The organism is Paenimyroides baculatum (assembly GCF_008629655.1).
Classification (GTDB): Bacteria; Bacteroidota; Bacteroidia; order Flavobacteriales; family Flavobacteriaceae; genus Flavobacterium; species Flavobacterium baculatum.
On record NZ_VWSG01000004.1, the window covers coordinates 190,903 to 207,680 of the forward strand.

General features: G+C 38.9%; 16 protein-coding genes. 11 read left to right on the forward strand and 5 right to left on the reverse strand.

Going from position 1 to position 16,778, the window contains the following annotated elements; genetic code table 11:
- Positions 1-96 precede the first annotated feature (96 nt).
- Complete coding sequence (locus F0460_RS07345; RefSeq protein ID WP_190304115.1) at positions 97-1,407, reverse strand: T9SS type A sorting domain-containing protein; 1,311 nt, start codon at positions 1,405-1,407, stop codon at positions 97-99.
- 464 nt (positions 1,408-1,871) lie between these two features.
- Between F0460_RS07345 and F0460_RS07350 the strand changes: the two genes are divergently transcribed.
- On the forward strand, positions 1,872-2,243 hold the full coding sequence (locus F0460_RS07350; protein WP_150011762.1) for a hypothetical protein: 372 nt from the start codon (positions 1,872-1,874) through the stop codon (positions 2,241-2,243).
- Positions 2,244-2,269: 26 nt separating this feature from the next.
- Here F0460_RS07350 and pdxR read toward each other — a convergent pair whose 3' ends face one another.
- The gene (gene pdxR, locus F0460_RS07355; RefSeq protein WP_150011764.1) at positions 2,270-3,688 is read right to left on the reverse strand and encodes a MocR-like pyridoxine biosynthesis transcription factor PdxR; all 1,419 of its coding nucleotides are present in this window, start codon (positions 3,686-3,688) and stop codon (positions 2,270-2,272) included.
- Positions 3,689-3,787: 99 nt separating this feature from the next.
- On the opposite strand from pdxR, the gene F0460_RS07360 reads away from it, so the two are divergent.
- From F0460_RS07360 to F0460_RS07385, 6 genes are all read left to right on the forward strand, one after another.
- Positions 3,788-4,291 (forward strand): cupin domain-containing protein, encoded by a 504-nt coding sequence (locus tag F0460_RS07360; protein ID WP_150011766.1) that lies wholly within the window; start codon positions 3,788-3,790, stop codon positions 4,289-4,291.
- Positions 4,292-4,326: 35 nt separating this feature from the next.
- Complete coding sequence (locus tag F0460_RS07365) at positions 4,327-5,226, forward strand: dihydrodipicolinate synthase family protein (RefSeq protein ID WP_150011768.1); 900 nt, start codon at positions 4,327-4,329, stop codon at positions 5,224-5,226.
- A 166-nt stretch (positions 5,227-5,392) separates the two neighbouring features.
- Positions 5,393-5,623: a thioredoxin domain-containing protein gene (locus F0460_RS07370; RefSeq protein ID WP_150011770.1), complete on the forward strand. Its 231-nt coding sequence runs from the start codon at positions 5,393-5,395 to the stop codon at positions 5,621-5,623.
- Positions 5,624-5,692: 69 nt separating this feature from the next.
- Positions 5,693-6,160, forward strand: a complete 468-nt coding sequence (locus tag F0460_RS07375) for a GNAT family N-acetyltransferase (protein ID WP_150011772.1) — start codon at positions 5,693-5,695, stop codon at positions 6,158-6,160.
- A gap of 303 nt (positions 6,161-6,463) precedes the next feature.
- Positions 6,464-6,895: a hypothetical protein gene (locus F0460_RS07380; RefSeq protein ID WP_150011774.1), complete on the forward strand. Its 432-nt coding sequence runs from the start codon at positions 6,464-6,466 to the stop codon at positions 6,893-6,895.
- A 258-nt stretch (positions 6,896-7,153) separates the two neighbouring features.
- On the forward strand, positions 7,154-7,621 hold the full coding sequence (locus tag F0460_RS07385) for a lipocalin family protein (protein ID WP_150011776.1): 468 nt from the start codon (positions 7,154-7,156) through the stop codon (positions 7,619-7,621).
- Positions 7,622-7,801: 180 nt separating this feature from the next.
- Here the strand turns inward: F0460_RS07385 and F0460_RS07390 are convergent, their stop codons facing one another.
- Positions 7,802-8,158: a hypothetical protein gene (locus F0460_RS07390; RefSeq protein ID WP_150011778.1), complete on the reverse strand. Its 357-nt coding sequence runs from the start codon at positions 8,156-8,158 to the stop codon at positions 7,802-7,804.
- A gap of 1,208 nt (positions 8,159-9,366) precedes the next feature.
- Between F0460_RS07390 and F0460_RS07395 the strand changes: the two genes are divergently transcribed.
- The 4 genes from F0460_RS07395 (at position 9,367) to F0460_RS07410 (ending at position 12,512) form a co-directional block, all read left to right on the forward strand.
- Positions 9,367-9,753, forward strand: a complete 387-nt coding sequence (locus F0460_RS07395; RefSeq protein WP_150011780.1) for a DUF7793 family protein — start codon at positions 9,367-9,369, stop codon at positions 9,751-9,753.
- Positions 9,750-10,655 (forward strand): helix-turn-helix domain-containing protein, encoded by a 906-nt coding sequence (locus F0460_RS07400; RefSeq protein WP_150011782.1) that lies wholly within the window; start codon positions 9,750-9,752, stop codon positions 10,653-10,655. The genes F0460_RS07395 and F0460_RS07400 overlap by 4 nt, the downstream gene beginning before the upstream one ends.
- 86 nt (positions 10,656-10,741) lie before the next feature.
- Positions 10,742-11,203, forward strand: a complete 462-nt coding sequence (locus tag F0460_RS07405; RefSeq protein WP_150011784.1) for a MauE/DoxX family redox-associated membrane protein — start codon at positions 10,742-10,744, stop codon at positions 11,201-11,203.
- Between the two features lie 331 nt (positions 11,204-11,534).
- Positions 11,535-12,512, forward strand: a complete 978-nt coding sequence (locus F0460_RS07410; protein ID WP_150011786.1) for a hypothetical protein — start codon at positions 11,535-11,537, stop codon at positions 12,510-12,512.
- Positions 12,513-12,944: 432 nt separating this feature from the next.
- On the opposite strand, the gene F0460_RS07415 is transcribed toward F0460_RS07410, so the two are convergent.
- Both F0460_RS07415 and F0460_RS07420 read right to left on the reverse strand, forming a co-directional pair.
- Positions 12,945-15,404, reverse strand: a complete 2,460-nt coding sequence (locus tag F0460_RS07415) for an alpha/beta hydrolase family protein (RefSeq protein ID WP_150011788.1) — start codon at positions 15,402-15,404, stop codon at positions 12,945-12,947.
- On the reverse strand, positions 15,391-16,737 hold the full coding sequence (locus F0460_RS07420) for a RagB/SusD family nutrient uptake outer membrane protein (RefSeq protein ID WP_190304116.1): 1,347 nt from the start codon (positions 16,735-16,737) through the stop codon (positions 15,391-15,393). The genes F0460_RS07415 and F0460_RS07420 overlap by 14 nt, the downstream gene beginning before the upstream one ends.
- Between the last annotated feature and the right edge of the window lie 41 nt (positions 16,738-16,778).

Below are 16,778 nucleotides of genomic sequence, written 5' to 3' on the forward strand. Positions count from 1 at the left end.
TACTCTATCTCCAAAAAACACTCATTTAAATTAACCTGCAAAGGCTGTCTTTTTAGACAGCCTTGTATTATAATTGCAATAATAAAAACAGTACTACTACTTTTTAATAATTTTTCTAGTAATCATACCTTTTTCTGTATCAAGAGTAATATAATAAATTCCCTCGGCGAAGGCTTCCATGCTTATAACCGTTTTCATGTTGTTTACTACTTTATTCAATACCAATTTGCCCGCAGCATCATATAGTTTAAAGCTTTTGATCAGGTATTCACTTTCTATATTTACAGTTGATGAAGACGGATTGGGATAAATAAGCAGTTTCTCCTGCAACTGTTCCTTATTAAGATCAAGCAAGCCAATATCCAATGTATAAATTCCATTTACCAGCGTATAAACAATAAGCTTGTTATTATACAGATGAAGATCCAAACCTCCCTGAGCAACCGGCATAGCTTCGGTGTAACTTAAATGCCAGGAATCTCCGGCATCGGTAGATCTGTAAATCACAATTGTATTACTAACTCCTTGAAAACTCCCAGTAGCATAAACCGTGCTCGGATTATTAGGATCATAAACAACCTTATAAATATAAATAGGCAGCGAACCTGTATTTGTCCATGAAAGCCCCTGATTCACAGACTTTGCTATTCTTCCTTCTCCATAAGAGATCATCGTATTTTTATCTGTCGGATGAAATGCTATGCCGTGGGTGCAATGCGTCTGCAGTGAATCTACCCGCTGCCATGACGTACCACCGTTATATGTTGACTGTATATAAGACTGAAAGAAAATTTCTTCGCCGGTATACATGATGTTTTGGGGATCGTTAGGATTATATCCTACAAACCAATCCTGATAACCTCCAAGGAACGAATTCATCAGCGTCCAAGTAGTACCAAAATCAGAGGATTTTGAAATACCGTATCCCCTATGTACCAACACTACCTCGTTCGGGTTTTGCGGATGCTGGTCTATCTGTAAAAGTGCATTAATGGGTGTAATGTCAAAAAAAGGTGCTGAGGTAAAATCGGTATAGGTTTGTCCATTATCTGTAGAACGTACCATCAAGGTATCAGTTGCTTCATAACCCGTTATTCCCAGAATGGTATCATTTTTCTTAACAAAATTGCGAATGGGAACATCAGGAAAAGCATACAGCTGCCAAAGGGTATCGTTCAATGTGGTTGTAATATTTTTGCGGTAAATACCTTTTCTGGTAGATACATACATATAATCATCGATTATCTTTGACTTGCTCCAGTAGGTAACTGATGTTGGTATAACACTCTGCGCTTTGCGTACGTTAGACTCGTCTTTCAGACCTATATAATTCATCTGTGCATATCCAGCAGAACAAGCAACAAAGAATAAAACCGTTAAAAAATTTTTGAGTACAAAATGTTTCATAATTTCACTTTTTAATTGGTTCATTAAAAATACAATAAAATTCTTAATTACAAACGCTGCCCAAAAAGAGTGTAGCGTTTATGTTTTTGCTTTTTTTATCATTCCTTTTCTTTTACGACCATGCCTTATTTTACAGATTGGAAATCGTGAACCTTAAGGTTTGTGACAAGAAGAAGCAAAATTCTCTTATTTGCGACGGTCCTTTGATCGGTAGATTCTCAATTTTAAAGCTACTTAATTGAGAAGTACTCATTCTTAGCTATTTTTATAATAATGAATTCATGAACATTCGGTTTCGCTACGCTCCCCCGATTAATTTGCCCTTTTTTCAAATTTCAATAATTAATAAGCAATTATATCGTGTTCAATAATTGTTCTTTGCCAGAATGGTTCTATTTTCATTTAAAATAAAAAGAAGACTTATTGCGTTAATTTTATCTAATAATCAATATTAAACAGTACCTATGAAAACCATTAAGATTACAGGTATTATTGCAGTTGCATTTCTTTTTACTGCAGTTATGTGCAGATTTGTCGTACCAAAACTACAATTGGACGGCTATACCGGTCTGTTGTTCCGCATACTGTTAAACACTGATGATAGCTTTTACGCCAAAGATTATACCGATAAAAACTTTCTGGCATTAAAGAGAGGAATGACAAAACAACAAGTTGTATGGTTGTTAGGCAGACCATTTGCTGAGTTTAACAGATCCGGAGGCACAATATCAATGCAGTATTCCAAATCACCAAACGATACACATTACCGTGCACGGGCGATCCGTTTACAGAATAATAAGGTCGTAGATATTATTTCCTATTATTACGTAGATTAATGAATGATCACCTCTTTACTATTGTGTTAAAGCAAACCTGCCAAAACGGCGATGCCTTCCTCCAAATCTTTTTCTGAAAGAGACCCGTATCCCACTCGTAAACCATTTACTGTTTCGTTAAAACTATAATTTTCGGGTGTGGTAATTTCAATTCCCTTTTCCTGCATTTTTTCTCTAAGTTTAGACCAATCTACTTTCTCATTAGGAACAATCCAAAACGCGAGTCCGCCATCAGGTATAGTGAACGACACTTTACCGTTCATGTACTTTTCCAGTAATGCAGCTGTATCATCCCGTTTTAATTTATAATGTGCCGTAGCCTTTTTAATATGACGCTTTACGGTGCCATCCTTTATCAGCTGCAGTACCGCCTGTTCCATAATACTGTCGCCCTGCACATCGATCATCTTGCGCAGCTCACCCACCTTACCTACCAGCGAATCGCAGGTACATGCCAAGTAACCGATGCGCAATGCCGGAGCCACCACCTTGCTCATGGTACCTATGTACACATAATTCTGTAATTCGCAAAAGCTGGACAATGGTAATATCGGTCGGTATCCGAAATGGAACTCGTTATCGTAATCATCTTCAATAATTGTAAAATCATATTTATTAGACAGCCTGATCAACTGCAAGCGTCTGTGAAGACTCAGTGTAACCGTTGTAGGATACTGGCGGTGCGGGGTAACATAGAGTGCCTTTATTTGTCTGCCCGATTCCAGATAGGCTGCTACCTCATCAACAACCAAACCTTCGGCATCTACATTCACCGGCAACAGTTTGGCACCGGCTTTTTCAAAGGCTTTCCATGCAGGCTTATACCCAGGATTTTCAACCATTACCTGATCACCTGCCGTAAAAAGACACTGTGCCATTAAGTACATCGCCATCTGGCTGCCCCGGGTAATGCAGATATGTTCTTCGCTCACCTGCATACCGCGCTGGTAGTTCAGCATCTGAACGATGGTTTTACGGAATTCGGGATCACCCAGTTCATTCCCATAGCCCATCAACTGCCATCTGCCCTTCTGCCCGAACAACTGTCGGTACGCCCTTGCCAACTCGTTAATAGGCGCAATCTTACTGTCGGGATGGCCGTCATCAAACTGCAACCGAACAGCCGCAGCAGTTTTATCTTTCACAACATCTAATTTTCCGTTCAAACTGCGCTCTGCAAACACAGGAAAAGTATCAGCCACAAAAGTCCCCTGCCGTTCCTTAGACACCAGCCATCCTTCAATAACCAGCACGCCCAATGCTTCTACCACCGTATTTCGGTTCACCTTCAACAACATTGCCATGCTTCTGCTGCCCGGCAACGCTTCCCCGGGTTTCAGTCTGCCCGAACGGATATCACTTATTACTGCATCGGCTATCTGCAGGTACAACGCCTTATCGGATTGAGGATCCAACATTATTTCCAATTTCCAAGCTCTCAACATCTGGACTAGGTATTTTTATTAAAACTGCATCATTATAACCATCCAAAGGTACGGTACTTTTGTATTGCAATTATGCATCAACCCTCAAAATATTTTTTTATGTTATCATCAGAGAAACAAACAGCATCAGCAGAACATCAGGATTCAGAAGAAAGCAAATCTTTCAGTTCCAAAGACTTTCACCAAACATTTGCGAGACCTGTTTACGTAAAACCATCGCACCTTATCCATAAAAACGTGGAAAATGCCGGTGTACACAACCAGTTTTCAACAGAACGAAAACATCCCGTTTTTTTTGTAGATCTGCCCAGCAAAAATGTAAGCATGACCATTGGCGGTCTGTTACCAAAACAGCTAACCAACCGACACCGACATACCTATGAAACCGTATTGTATGTGATTGAAGGCAGCGGTTGGACCGAAGTTGAAGACGAACGCGTTTACTGGGAAGCAGGAGATGCCGTTTACGTACCATCATGGGCATGGCACAGACATCAGAATTTAAGTGACACTTTACCTGCAAAATATCTTGCCTGCGAGAACGCACCACAACTTCAAAATCTGGGCGTAGCACTGCGCGAAGAAGAAGGAAGAGATCTGTAAGCCACATCTATTTATTTACATTAATACTCAGAAATATGAAAAACGTACCTTTTAAAGGCATCATCGCCTATCCTATTACTCCATTCGATTCACAAGAAAAAGTAGACCTGCCCCTATTCAGACAACAAGTGGAACGGTTGGTTTCATCGGGCATACACGGCATAGCACCGCTTGGCAGCACGGGAGTACTGCCCTACCTTACCGACGACGAAAAAGAAGCCGTTACCGAAGCCGCATTAGAGCAAACAGCAGGCAGGGTTCCCACGCTTGTTGGCGTATCAAACCTGACCACCGACAAAACCATATACCATGCGCAATTTGCAGAAAAAGCAGGCGCAAGTGCGGTGATGATCATTCCGATGAGCTACTGGAAACTTACCGATGACGAAATCGTCAGTCATTATGACAAAGTAGCATCCAGAATTTCCATACCAATTATGGCCTATAACAATCCGGCAACGGGAGGCGTAGATATGTCACCCGCCCTATTGAAACGACTTCTGGAAATACCCAACGTAACCATGATCAAGGAAAGCACCGGCGATGTACAGCGCATGCACTATTTGAGAAAAGAACTGGGTGAGGATGTTGCTTTTTACAACGGATCCAACCCTTTGGCGCTTGCCGCATTTGCCGCAGGCGCTACCGGCTGGTGCACTGCTGCAGCCAATCTGATCCCCCAACTGAACATAGCACTTTACCATGCCATACAGCAGAACGACCTGAATACAGCCCGGGATCTTTTTTACCAGCAAACAGAACTGTTACAGTTTATCGTAGCCAAAGGACTGCCAAGAGCCATAAAGGCCGGTTTAAACATATTGGGAGAAAAAGGCGGACATTTAAGGAGTCCTTTAAAACCGCTGACTGCCGAAGAGACCGCTACATTAGAATCGATCTTTCAGAACCTAAAAAGCAACAGCTTTTTAAAATAAAAAAGTATCGGCAAGTACCGATTAAAAACTTTCCGATGCTTTTTAACTGCTCTCCATCAGAAAAAGCTGGACCATTGGTTTATCTAAAATCTGTACCAGCCAGTAAAGCAACACAACCCTTAATTTTGATCATGCAACAATGCATAAACAATCTAAACCCACAATCATGACAAAAGCAATTTTTTATCACGCAGGCTGTCCGGTATGCGTAAGCGCAGAAACCGATCTTTTAAGCCTTATTCCTTCAAACGAAGTAGCAATAGTTCATCTGGGAAGCGAACCCCAAAAAATAAAAGAAGCAGCACATGCAGGTGTACAGTCGGTACCTGCACTGGTACTTGCAAACGGCAACGTACTGCATATCAATTTCGGTGCTTCGATAGAAGACCTTAAGTAACCCATTTTATAGCCCGAAACAGATTTTTCGGGCTATATCACTTACCATCACAAACTAAAACATCATACCATGAATTACACCATTAAAAAAGCACAACTGGAAGACCTAGACGAAGCAGCAGCATTATTCAACCTTTACCGCGTTTTTTACAGACAGCAACCCGATCTGGGTAAAGCAACAGCGTTTTTAAAAGAGCGTTTCCTTAACAACGAATCGGATATTTTTCTTGTCATAGCAAACGAGAAAGCCGTAGGATTTGTACAACTGTATAAACTTTTTCATTATACCAAACTACAAAAACAGTGGCTGCTTAGCGACCTGTTTGTACATCCCGACTACAGAGGTAAAGGATTATCGGTAGCACTTATCGACCGTAGCAAACAGTGGTGCGCCGAAACCGATGCCTGCGGACTGTTACTGGAAACCGAAAAAACAAACGACATAGGCAACCAGCTTTATCCCCGTTGCGGATTTGAGCGCGATGAGATGCACAACTATTACAACTGGTGGAGCCAAACACATAATGTTTATTTATAAACCATAATATCATTCTAAGAAATATATAAATACACATAAAACCATTGCTTTTACGGACATATTGTGGAAAAATTTACCATAAAATTTTCATAATTTCTTCCTTTAAAAACAGTATTAAAACAAAAAAAAACGCTAAAATGAATCAAAACAGGTATTTACGGATAATAATTTGAATTATCAGCAAAACGGCATTATGATTGTATTTAACATTATGCTTTGAAATAGAATTTACACCACTGTTTTGGTGAAAACGCCCGGTATTGGTTTATCGGGCGTTTTATTAACTTATTTAACCACAATAAAATGTTTAGCAGTAAAAATATTCTTTGTCTTGATTTGGAAGTAGGTAACAGCATAACAGCCGCAGAACAGTTTAACATAAGCATTGTATCGGCCAACCTTGCAGATTTTAACTTTAGATTTGAAACAGACATCTTGCTGCATTACAGTTCCAACACCTGTGAGTTTGAACCTATGGATGCCGAAGACCTTTTAGCCGGTTGGTTTTGCGACGGAATAAAAGAACTGCTGGCACTTGCCAATTCAGATGCAAACTACAGTAAAGAGTATATTGACCGATACCTTAACAATCGTAAGAGTGAGGTGGGACATTTAAAGATTTCATCGACTTTCAAATCTTACTGCAAGCGATACCATAATCATTCTCCGCTTGGTTTTTTGAGTTATGACAACGAAGAGTACGTACGGAAGGAAATGAACAGTCTGCTTTTATAAAGGTTGTTACAGATTATAAAGTATATCAGAGATTAAATAAAATTTACATTATTAAAAAAGTTGTTTAGTTGATTGAAAGGAGGTTGTTTTGTAACGACCTCTTTTTTATTTTTATTACCAGCTTCTTTTTATAACTCTACTATTTCTTTCAATTAAAATTAAATTTCCAACCTTTTTAAATATAAATACGTCTTAATATAAAGTTTATTTGATTTATTATCTTTGCACATTCAATTTATTAACATTAAAATTTCAATTATGAAAAAAATCAGTACTTATCTATTTGCCGCATCTGTAGGTTTGCTATCATTAACAGCATGTTCAGGGGATGACAATGCACCAACTACCGAACCACAACCAACCAATCATTTATTGGGTCAGTGGAAATTAAATACCATGAGTGTTACGTCTTATGAAAACGGTGAAGTTGTTCAGCAAAATATCGATACTCCGGTAGGCTCACAAATAACCTGGGAATATGACTTTAAAGCAGACAACAAGGTTGACTACTATATGGCAATTCCTTCAGCGGGATTTGAAGAAAAAGGTTCGGGAACCTATACAAGAACCGGGAACACTTTAACAATGACTATAAATGATGAAGCACAATCATTTGAGATTTCAAAAAGTGACGCTGACAACCTTCATTTGAAAATGACCGAAGAAGAGGTAGACGGTGATATTACTTATAAGGATGAAATTGAACAGAAATTCATAAGAAAGTAATTAGGAAATAAAGTCACTCAATCGAGTGGCTTTTTCTTTTTAAAGTAGCTAAGTAATATAAAAAAGTTGGGTATACAGCTTCTAAAAAAATCTCAAGCAAAGTTCTAAATAATATATTACTTAAAGCTTGCCCAACAATTTCAACCCAATAATAACAAAAAGTTGTATACCTTTTCAGTATTAATTTTTAACGTTCACAAACTCAACTCCCAACAAATAAGATTCGTTTATGACCTTATCGGTTTCCAATGATGCTTCAAAATATGTCTGAGATTCATTATTTGCTTTCACCACATGCTGATAAGAATTTATGTTACCATACTCTCTTACAGTAAACCTTATATAACCTTTTATTGGTTTAGGTGACGAATTTGTTACATGAGCGCCAAAGTAGTTCACATATTTGCCCTCGTTGTTTGGTATATCCGGATAATCAAAAAATACTTCAGTTACGGTAATCCCATTAAGGAATATATCATCGGTGTCATCACATGCAAATAATCCGGCTACAATAAAAAAGGGCAGATATTTTCTCATTTTATTAAGGTATTAAATAAAATTAACATTTTTTATGAATAATAAAAAAAAGATTGGGTTTATGTTTTTATTGTTTTAACCTGCGAGGTTTCACAAACCTTGTAGGTTAAGGTTTTAATTTATTTTTATTCATCATTCTGGTTTAGCACTTAAACATTTCGTTTTTTAATTTCTTCTGTTCATTTTACATCCAAGAATTATTTTACGGCTTGGAAGCTGTGAATCTTCGATTTGCCTTGATGCAAAACGAACCAAAAAATCAAGACTCTATAAAAAAGCCTATACTTCTTATTTTTACACTAAACAAAATAATATTATTCATTCTTTGCCAATTTTTATAATAATGTATTCATGAATCTTCGATTTCGCTTCGCTCAAACAGGCATTTTGTTCTTAACTTGTAAAAACATTCATCGCTTTACGGCTTTTTCATAATGTCTGTTTTTAATTCTCGAGAATACAAAAACCCGCTTGCAATCAAAAATCCATTAGTTAAATGCTCGCTTTCATGCTGCACTCCGATGCAGCATCGCATTCAGTTTTTTGATTTGTTATTCAGTTTCAGCTTCAAAATTTAATAAAACCAAAACTTAAATGGGGCTACTCCACAAAGCCCAAAAAGAGCTTTGTGTTTATAGGTTTATGTTGCATAAGATTATTACACTATATTGGAAATAAATCTCCATAATTCTTAGTAGAAACATTTCGGTTTTTCTGTACTTTTTAGAGACAAAAAGCACCAAAAGTCTTTTGTTGCGGCGATCTTTTAATCGGTCGAAGAGCACTTTTGAAGCTACCAGATCGAAACGGTGCTTTGCACCACGATCTGGTAACGCTTCATGCAGTGGTTCGACGCTCGATCAAAACCTCATACTGCTCAGTTTATACTCCTCTTTGTTTTCAATAGATTTCTGGAGAAGATCTACTAACGGACCCAAAGCTTAAATAGGGCTACTCCATAAAGCCCAAAAGGAGCTTTGGGTTGATACAAATGCAGGTTCGTGTTTGTAATGATCTCACTTCATCAAACTGAAAGATATTTGGAAATCTTATTAATAGTTACTGCATAATTTCACTTTTTTACAATGAACATTACCTTATTTACTATTGCTTTGTTAATAGTACAATTATGTTTATTATATGTAAAGGGTTAATTTTATCATTCATTATAACTACAGCAATATACTACACTATCAATTCATCCTATTATGAAAAAGTCTTTTGAAAACAGTTATGCTACGTACTCGCTTGTAAACAATATTCTGTGTGTCTCTTACAAGAAAGGTCAGCTTATTACACTACCCGCCGCAAAAAAAATCGTTAGTGACCGCCTGCGTCTTCAAGATCATATTTCGCTTCCGGTGCTGTGTAACATCAGCGATTTTCAATATGCCAATTATGCAGCGCGAAACTACCTTGCCCATACCGGATCGCTGCTTACACAGGCTGTTGCAATTGTTTGTGCGGACATAGAGCAACAATCAATGAGTACCTATTTTATTGATGTATGTGTGCCTTCTGTTCCTACCAGAGTCTTTTTAGACGAACCATCTGCTTTCCAATTTCTGCATAACTATAAAAAGGTCAGATTATGAATGATGCTTCCCATAACGAACTGATGGTTACAAATATCTGTAGAAAAATGATGCAGATGGCTAATGGCGAGCTGAACAGTTTTGTAGAGATCAGTCCGCAAAACACCTATTTTTCCGCTATTGCCAAGGTTCTTAACATGCTTTCGGAAAACTGGCAACAACGCGTACTGCATATACCATTTGTAAAAGACGAAGGCAGTTCTGACTATCTTCAAATATTTTCCATCGTTACCGATAAAAACCTTCACATTACTGCACTTTCTGATTTTGGATTAAGCATACTGCAATTAGATGAACAATCTGTACACGGGAAATCACTCGGTGATTATATCGACCCCAAACAGCACCAGGAACTATTGAAAATGCTCCACAAATTTCAAGAAAATACGAAGGAGAACCTGAAACTACAGCTACAGTTTACCCACCTGTCGCTTCCACGGCTGTACGAAGCGCAGGTACAGTTCAGTACGCTTGAACAACTTTATACCTTTCATTTTATCGGTATATTATACAGAGGACCTAAAATTACTTATGACGACAGTAAAAAAAGCAGAATGATTCAGAGGTCGCTTGTTGATATAGAAGTACAGAAAATTTATGACTACATCACCTCAACAAAAAAACTGAATGAAGCAACCTACGACTTCCTATGCGAAAAATATACAATTAACGAACAACAGCTAAAAACACGCTTTAAAGCACTGTATAACAAAACCGTTTACCAGGACCAGTTAGAAGTGCGGCTGCTGCGTGCTGAAGAGCTGGTGAAAAATACTTCAATAAGTTTTAAAGCCATTGCCTTTGAAGTGGGTTTTCAAGATTACTCGAACTTTTACCGCAATTTTGTAAAAACATACGGGATAAGTCCGCAAGAATTCCGCGAAAAATACCAGCTTAAATAATTCCTTTTTGCAATTAGATAATTTTTTGAGTCATTTTATTTACCATTTAAACGTATGAACTTTACAATAAACAAAAACGTAACGTCATGCGTAACATTCTATCAATCAGCAGAAAGGCAGTTATTTACTTCTTCATTATACTGTTCGTATATGCGGCAGTAAGCAAACTTGCCGACTTTGAAAACTTCCGGGTACAGGTAGCACAATCGCCTTTACTTAGTGCTTTTGCAACTTTTATTGCATATACCACCGTTATCGGTGAACTGGTCATTGCCCTGATGCTCTGCTTTCAAAAAAGCAGACTGTTGGGGCTTTATCTTTTTCTGGGGTTTATGACGGCGTTTACGGTTTATATTTTTCTGATTTTAAATTATAGTCCGTTTGTTCCGTGCTCTTGTGGAGGGGTGCTAGAGGATTTGGGGTGGTGGGAACATTTGTGGTTTAATGGGGTTGTTTGTTTAGTAACTGTTATCATTATTCTTTTATCAAACCACTTTAACTTTTGTCTTGATACAAAAGTTACAAAAAATCAAGACTCTATCTTTTAAACGGTCAAAATCCGTCTCATTTCCTAAAAGAAATAAACTCGCTACGCTCAAACAGCATTTCTATTTACGGAAATTTCAACGTTTTCGACGCTCGCTTAAAAAATAATGTCGGTTTTTCGGATTGCAGTTTAATTTAAAATTAGGTTTTGTTTGAAGGCTATATGGAATTGGTGATTGAATTGGAATAAAACACATTTACGATAGAACATATAACTAAAAACTTACAACATACAACTATAAAATTATGAAGAAGAAAATATTCTATATCGTATTAACCATGGTGATTAGCAGTGCGGTGGTAGTTGGACTGTTCGTGAGTTCGGAGCATATCATGAAGAGAGAGAATCCTTTCACAAGAAGATTTCTGCCCCACCCCGTAACCGATAATCAAGGCATGGAATTGCCTTACAACTCGTATTATATTGCCGGTATCCACAATGATGAAATCTATCTGGGAAACCATAGTGCTCCACTGCACGGGCTGTCTGTAAATTCTAAATCAGCGGTAGCAGATACCATCGCTTTGAAGCTTGAAGATGTTTCCAAATATCCTTTTCAGTCCATAAAATGGCGTACTTCGGGTGACAGTATCTTACTACACGATTCCGGTTTGGGATTGTTTTACAAAGGAAATATTTCGAAAAAAATTCTTGTACATAAAACGACTGTTTCACCCGGCAGTTATTCGTCTATCACAACAATGAATAATAACAAAATCGTATTAAGAGCATTCAACAGTAAAAAGAACAATGTAACACTCGGTATGTTGAATTCTAAGTCTGGTACTCTAAATATACAGGAAGCACTTTTAGATGAAGAAGGACAGCCTCAGGATCTTTTTTCCAACGACGGAATACTTCTTTATAACGAGCATCTTAACAAGATTATATATGTGTTCTACTATAAAAACAAAAGTTTCATTTTCGATTCAGAACTTACCAATCGGCAGGTTTTAAAAAATATAGATACGATCAGCAGACCCAATTTCAAAATTGAATACCTGAAACAGAGACAGGAACTTAAAATGTCTGAAAAACCAATATATGTAAATAAAGCTGCAGCCACCGCCGGGAACTATCTCTTTATTTTAAGTGACCGTATGGGCAAGAATGAGCGCAGGGAGATGTATGACCAAGCCGACATCATTGACGTATACGATGTAAGAGACCTTACCTACAGTTACAGTTTTTACATGCATCATTTTAAAAACACCCCCATAACGGAAATTTATGCTGACGGAGATTACCTGATAAGTACAGGCGGTACCATACTTAACATCACCAGATTTAAAAAATCTCTTTACGAATAAAAATATTGCTGCGCAGCAGTCAGGGATAAGCCGAACCCCTGTGAAACAGTAGGCACTAACGAAAATTTTATAATAATGAGAAATTTTAAGAAAAGCTTTTTACCATTGGGAGTAATGGTATTAGGCGCAGTGGCAGCATTTGCCTCACACAGCAGTAAAACAGCTACCCTAGCTTCTGAAACGGGGTACGTAACCACCGACCTGTTACATCCGTGTAACGAACCAGTGCAGTGTAGCATCATTGACACCGGTTCCTTTTGTACAGCAAGCGTAAACGGTATTGAAATGAGGGCCTACGGAAAATGGGATATCAATGACGTATCCTGTGACAAGACCCTTTACAGACTTAACTAATACGTTGAATTTAAATTTAGAAAGAGGCCAATAGGCCTCTTTCGTTTGTAAACTAAATAATTATAAATATGAAAACAACTATTTCAACTTTTCTTCAAAAAAATTCAATATTCTGCAACTGAGGTCCTTCTGATTCTCTTCTTTGTCCAATGCGTGCGATTCCTTATCATACAATGCGAGATAGGCTTCCTTCTTCTGACGCCACAACGCCTTGTACATTTTCTCGCTGTTTCTGTGGTGTACCTGTGAATCATTTGTACCCGACCATAAAAAAAGCGGAGTTGTTACCTTATCTGCAAAACTTAGCGGATTGTTCAACAGTATGTTTGAATTTCCCACCGGCATCTTACTTCGGTACTGTGCAAATTCAAAAGCAAACATACCCACACCGCCCTTTCCGTGTTCGGTAAAATAGAAATCCATCAGGTCTGAAACACCGGCACCAGCTACAGCTGCCTTGAAACGGTGCGTATGCCCCACGGCATGCATTACCTGAAAACCTCCAAAAGAATGACCGATGATACCCAGTTTATCGGCATTTACTGCCTGCTCTTCTTCAATAACCTTATCCAGTAATCCATCCAGATCGGTCTGAAAACTCTCCAGCACATTGTCATGTGTATATCTTAGATCGGGATAAAGAACAAAATAACCATTCTGAGTGTAAAGTGCCGCATTAAAACCTGCGGAATTCGCCAATGTTGGAAGTCGGAACTTATTAATCTCCTGTGCTTCGCGTTCATAGAGCGATACTATCAGCGGATATTTTGCACCCGGTTTATAATCTGTAGGATACAGCAGTGCACCTTTCACTCGATTTGCGGTACCTTCTAAAGTGATCACTTTTGTTTTACCAAAATTTACCTTATCGGACTGTTTATCAGACGACCATGTTTTTCCGCTCTTTAAATCATGTCTTACAAAGTACGGAAATTTATTAAAACTTTCGGCTTTATATACCAAATATTTTTCTGTAAGTTTCGTATAATCAAACTGTTGGTTTGCAAAACCGCATATCTCCAATAGCCTTTTACCATTTAAGAGATACAATGCCTGTCCTTCTGACACATGCCTATAAGCAGTTAATACGAACTTATTTCCCGAAGGTATTATTTTAGTCTCGTACATTGAGTTGGAAATAAACGACTTGGGCAGTGTTTTTTCTACAGCGTGTCTGAATACGGTTTGGGCTTTACTGCCTGTTGTGAGGACTTCAGCTGAAGAACCATCGAGTGCAAGCCGCCATATATCGTATTTGCTGTATACCAGCAGATCCCGTCCATCCGCAGACCAGCCCATCGTTTCAAAATGCCTGACACTGTAAGGATAATTAGGCAAAGTGTTTTCAAAGTGCGCCGCCACGTTACATGTAAGACATTTTTTTACCATAGTACCTATATTGTAAGACCACCAATTACCTTCTTTAAAATATGCCAGATATTCTGCATGAGGTGCCACAAGCAGCTGTCTGTACAGCAAGGGCAATTTACGTTCTATAAGTACTTCATCTATGTCCTTTCCGCTTATGTAATAATCTGCATAAGAGAGGCCGTTGTAATCTCGTGGATCATACCGCTCGGTTTTGATTCCGATGTAGCGGTCAGGGTGTGCAGTAGGTATCATTTCTGAAAAGCCCGGTTCTACTAAAGCATATACTTCCTCTTTTAAAGTATTCCAAACCATACTTTTGTTTTGTGGGACGGCAGATTCGTCTTTCAAAGATTCTGCAAACAATACAGATTTACCTGTTGCGACTTTCGGTACGCTCAACGTATTGAAATACACTTTCCCGTTACGGCTGTCAACAGATATACTGTTTACGGCAATATCTTTTACAATTACCGTTTTAACTTTGTGCATTGATTGTTTTACTGTAACATTTTGTGCAAAAAGTTGTGTACTGCCATCTGCCTTTTCGACCGCTATAACAAAAAAGTTATCGTCCGGATTGTAAACTACCCTTTTTAATTTTCCACTAAACCTCAGCAGTTGTTGCTGCTTCCAGTCGCCGACATTGAGAGAATACACCTCCGTACTGCCTGCTACTTCCGTTGTATATATACCCCAATTCTGTGACGGGTGCAGCTGGAAAAAATCCACCTGAGGTATCGGCTTCCTGTTTTTACCATTTACCGATATATATCCAACTTCACCAGCATTTTTCCACACAAGACCTTTGTTACTGTGCCACACACCATATTCTTTAGTTCCAATCTGTTTTAACTGCCCCAGCTTTAAATCAAACAACATATCAGCCCCCTCTTTCTTCACAGCCAGAAAGTGCGCATCTAAAAAGTTAAATGAAGACACGCCGTTTAATCCCTTCTCGATTCCGTTGCGTGTATCTACTACAAAAAGGCTGTCCTGTGCACCGGATTTGGTGTAGGCAAACCAATCTCCTTTTTCAGAGAATTTACCCTGCCCCTGTTTTTGCCATGCAGAAAAACGTTTGTTTACTGCATCACAGTCCGCCTGTGCAAAACATGCTGATGTTACAGCAAAAAACAGCATGGTGCCTAAAAATTTAATAGCCTTCATTTTGCGGAAGCAGATTAGGGTTCAACATTAATTCTGCCTGCGGTAGTGGCAGTTTTGCAAACGATTTCTGCCATGAGGGTTTCGTTTTTAGCATTTCCTGTTCCAATGTACCGGTACGCTTCATATCGAAAAAGCGATGTCCGAGCTCACAAAAGAACTCATGTCGGCGCTCATCCAACAGCAGCTGTTTCCAGTTAGCAGGCAGTTCCGTAAAAGGATCCAGCCCGTAGCGTTCACGTATGCTGTTCCAATTCTGAAGAGCTGTCGCATTATTTCCCAAATACAGATCGGCTTCCAGACGTATCAACAGCATTTCTTCGAGCCTTAGCAGTACCGAATGTTCTTTTGTAGCAGCTGTGGGACCTTTTTCACGGTATTTGAATGCATGGTAGTACGGTGCATTTTCCGTACCCATTTTTTTAATCCACAATTCCTTACGAAGGTCTCCCTGTTCGAAACTTGCCACAAGATTATCCGACAAGCTCCGCGAAGCAGGAGTTGTACCGGTGACAATGTAAATAAGTGCTTCATTTGTATTTGCCCCTTCCACACCAGGTTTAAAACTCCAAATAATACTTTTCCCACCTTTGAGAAACGTATTTTCAACCGGTTGGTCTACCGAGAAACCTGCAGCTATTACCCCACTACTGTATTCCAATGCCTTGTCATACTGTTCTGCATAGAGGTACAGGCGTGCCAGAAGTGCTTCCGCAGCATATTTTGAAGGACGGGTATTTACGGGAGCAGCAGTGTTTTCCAACAATGTACCAGCCTGCACCAGATCCTTTGCTAGCTGTGTGTACATAGCCCCTACAGGCATTTTTGCCACCGTTTTGTTAACGCGGTAATCGGTAGATGTTACATAAGGAACCTCACCAAAAAGCTGTACAAGGTAAAAATGAACAAACGATCTTGTAAACAATGCTTCTCCCGTAAGCTGATCTTTAGAAGCTGCGGTAACCGCAGGAGACTGCGCCACACCGTCTATGATCCTGTTACACTGGTAAATTATTTTGTAAGAATCATTCCATAAATTCTGTACAGCCGCATCGGAAGGAGTAATTGCGTTGGTAAAGAACGCCTGTTCTGCCATACTGCCCACCTGCCAGTTTAACGATTCATCTGCATACATTCCCATGAGGTTTCCTATACCGGGAATGGTACCCGTAGTAAGCGCACGGTCTCTCAGTGACACATAGTTTTCCAGCAGTGCAGCTTCCGCTGTAAGTTTATCATTAAATACCGCATCAGCTGTGGTTTCGGTCACGGGAAGGTCGGTTTCTACAAATTCCTCACAAGCTGTGAACACCACCGAACACAACAGCACTGCCATCAGATTCGGTATTCTATTTCTATATATATTTTTCATGATCA

Bases quoted from the DNA above. Each gene is read 5' to 3' on its own strand.
- F0460_RS07345 (WP_190304115.1), bottom strand. From the start codon at position 1,407: ATGAAACATTTTGTACTCAAAAATTTTTTAACGGTTTTATTCTTTGTT.
- F0460_RS07350 (WP_150011762.1), top strand. From the start codon at position 1,872: ATGAAAACCATTAAGATTACAGGTATTATTGCAGTTGCATTTCTTTTT.
- pdxR (WP_150011764.1), bottom strand. From the start codon at position 3,688: ATGTTGAGAGCTTGGAAATTGGAAATAATGTTGGATCCTCAATCCGAT.
- F0460_RS07360 (WP_150011766.1), top strand. From the start codon at position 3,788: ATGTTATCATCAGAGAAACAAACAGCATCAGCAGAACATCAGGATTCA.
- F0460_RS07365 (WP_150011768.1), top strand. From the start codon at position 4,327: ATGAAAAACGTACCTTTTAAAGGCATCATCGCCTATCCTATTACTCCA.
- F0460_RS07370 (WP_150011770.1), top strand. From the start codon at position 5,393: ATGACAAAAGCAATTTTTTATCACGCAGGCTGTCCGGTATGCGTAAGC.
- F0460_RS07375 (WP_150011772.1), top strand. From the start codon at position 5,693: ATGAATTACACCATTAAAAAAGCACAACTGGAAGACCTAGACGAAGCA.
- F0460_RS07380 (WP_150011774.1), top strand. From the start codon at position 6,464: ATGTTTAGCAGTAAAAATATTCTTTGTCTTGATTTGGAAGTAGGTAAC.
- F0460_RS07385 (WP_150011776.1), top strand. From the start codon at position 7,154: ATGAAAAAAATCAGTACTTATCTATTTGCCGCATCTGTAGGTTTGCTA.
- F0460_RS07390 (WP_150011778.1), bottom strand. From the start codon at position 8,158: ATGAGAAAATATCTGCCCTTTTTTATTGTAGCCGGATTATTTGCATGT.
- F0460_RS07395 (WP_150011780.1), top strand. From the start codon at position 9,367: ATGAAAAAGTCTTTTGAAAACAGTTATGCTACGTACTCGCTTGTAAAC.
- F0460_RS07400 (WP_150011782.1), top strand. From the start codon at position 9,750: ATGAATGATGCTTCCCATAACGAACTGATGGTTACAAATATCTGTAGA.
- F0460_RS07405 (WP_150011784.1), top strand. From the start codon at position 10,742: ATGCGTAACATTCTATCAATCAGCAGAAAGGCAGTTATTTACTTCTTC.
- F0460_RS07410 (WP_150011786.1), top strand. From the start codon at position 11,535: ATGAAGAGAGAGAATCCTTTCACAAGAAGATTTCTGCCCCACCCCGTA.
- F0460_RS07415 (WP_150011788.1), bottom strand. From the start codon at position 15,404: ATGAAGGCTATTAAATTTTTAGGCACCATGCTGTTTTTTGCTGTAACA.
- F0460_RS07420 (WP_190304116.1), bottom strand. From the start codon at position 16,737: ATGGCAGTGCTGTTGTGTTCGGTGGTGTTCACAGCTTGTGAGGAATTT.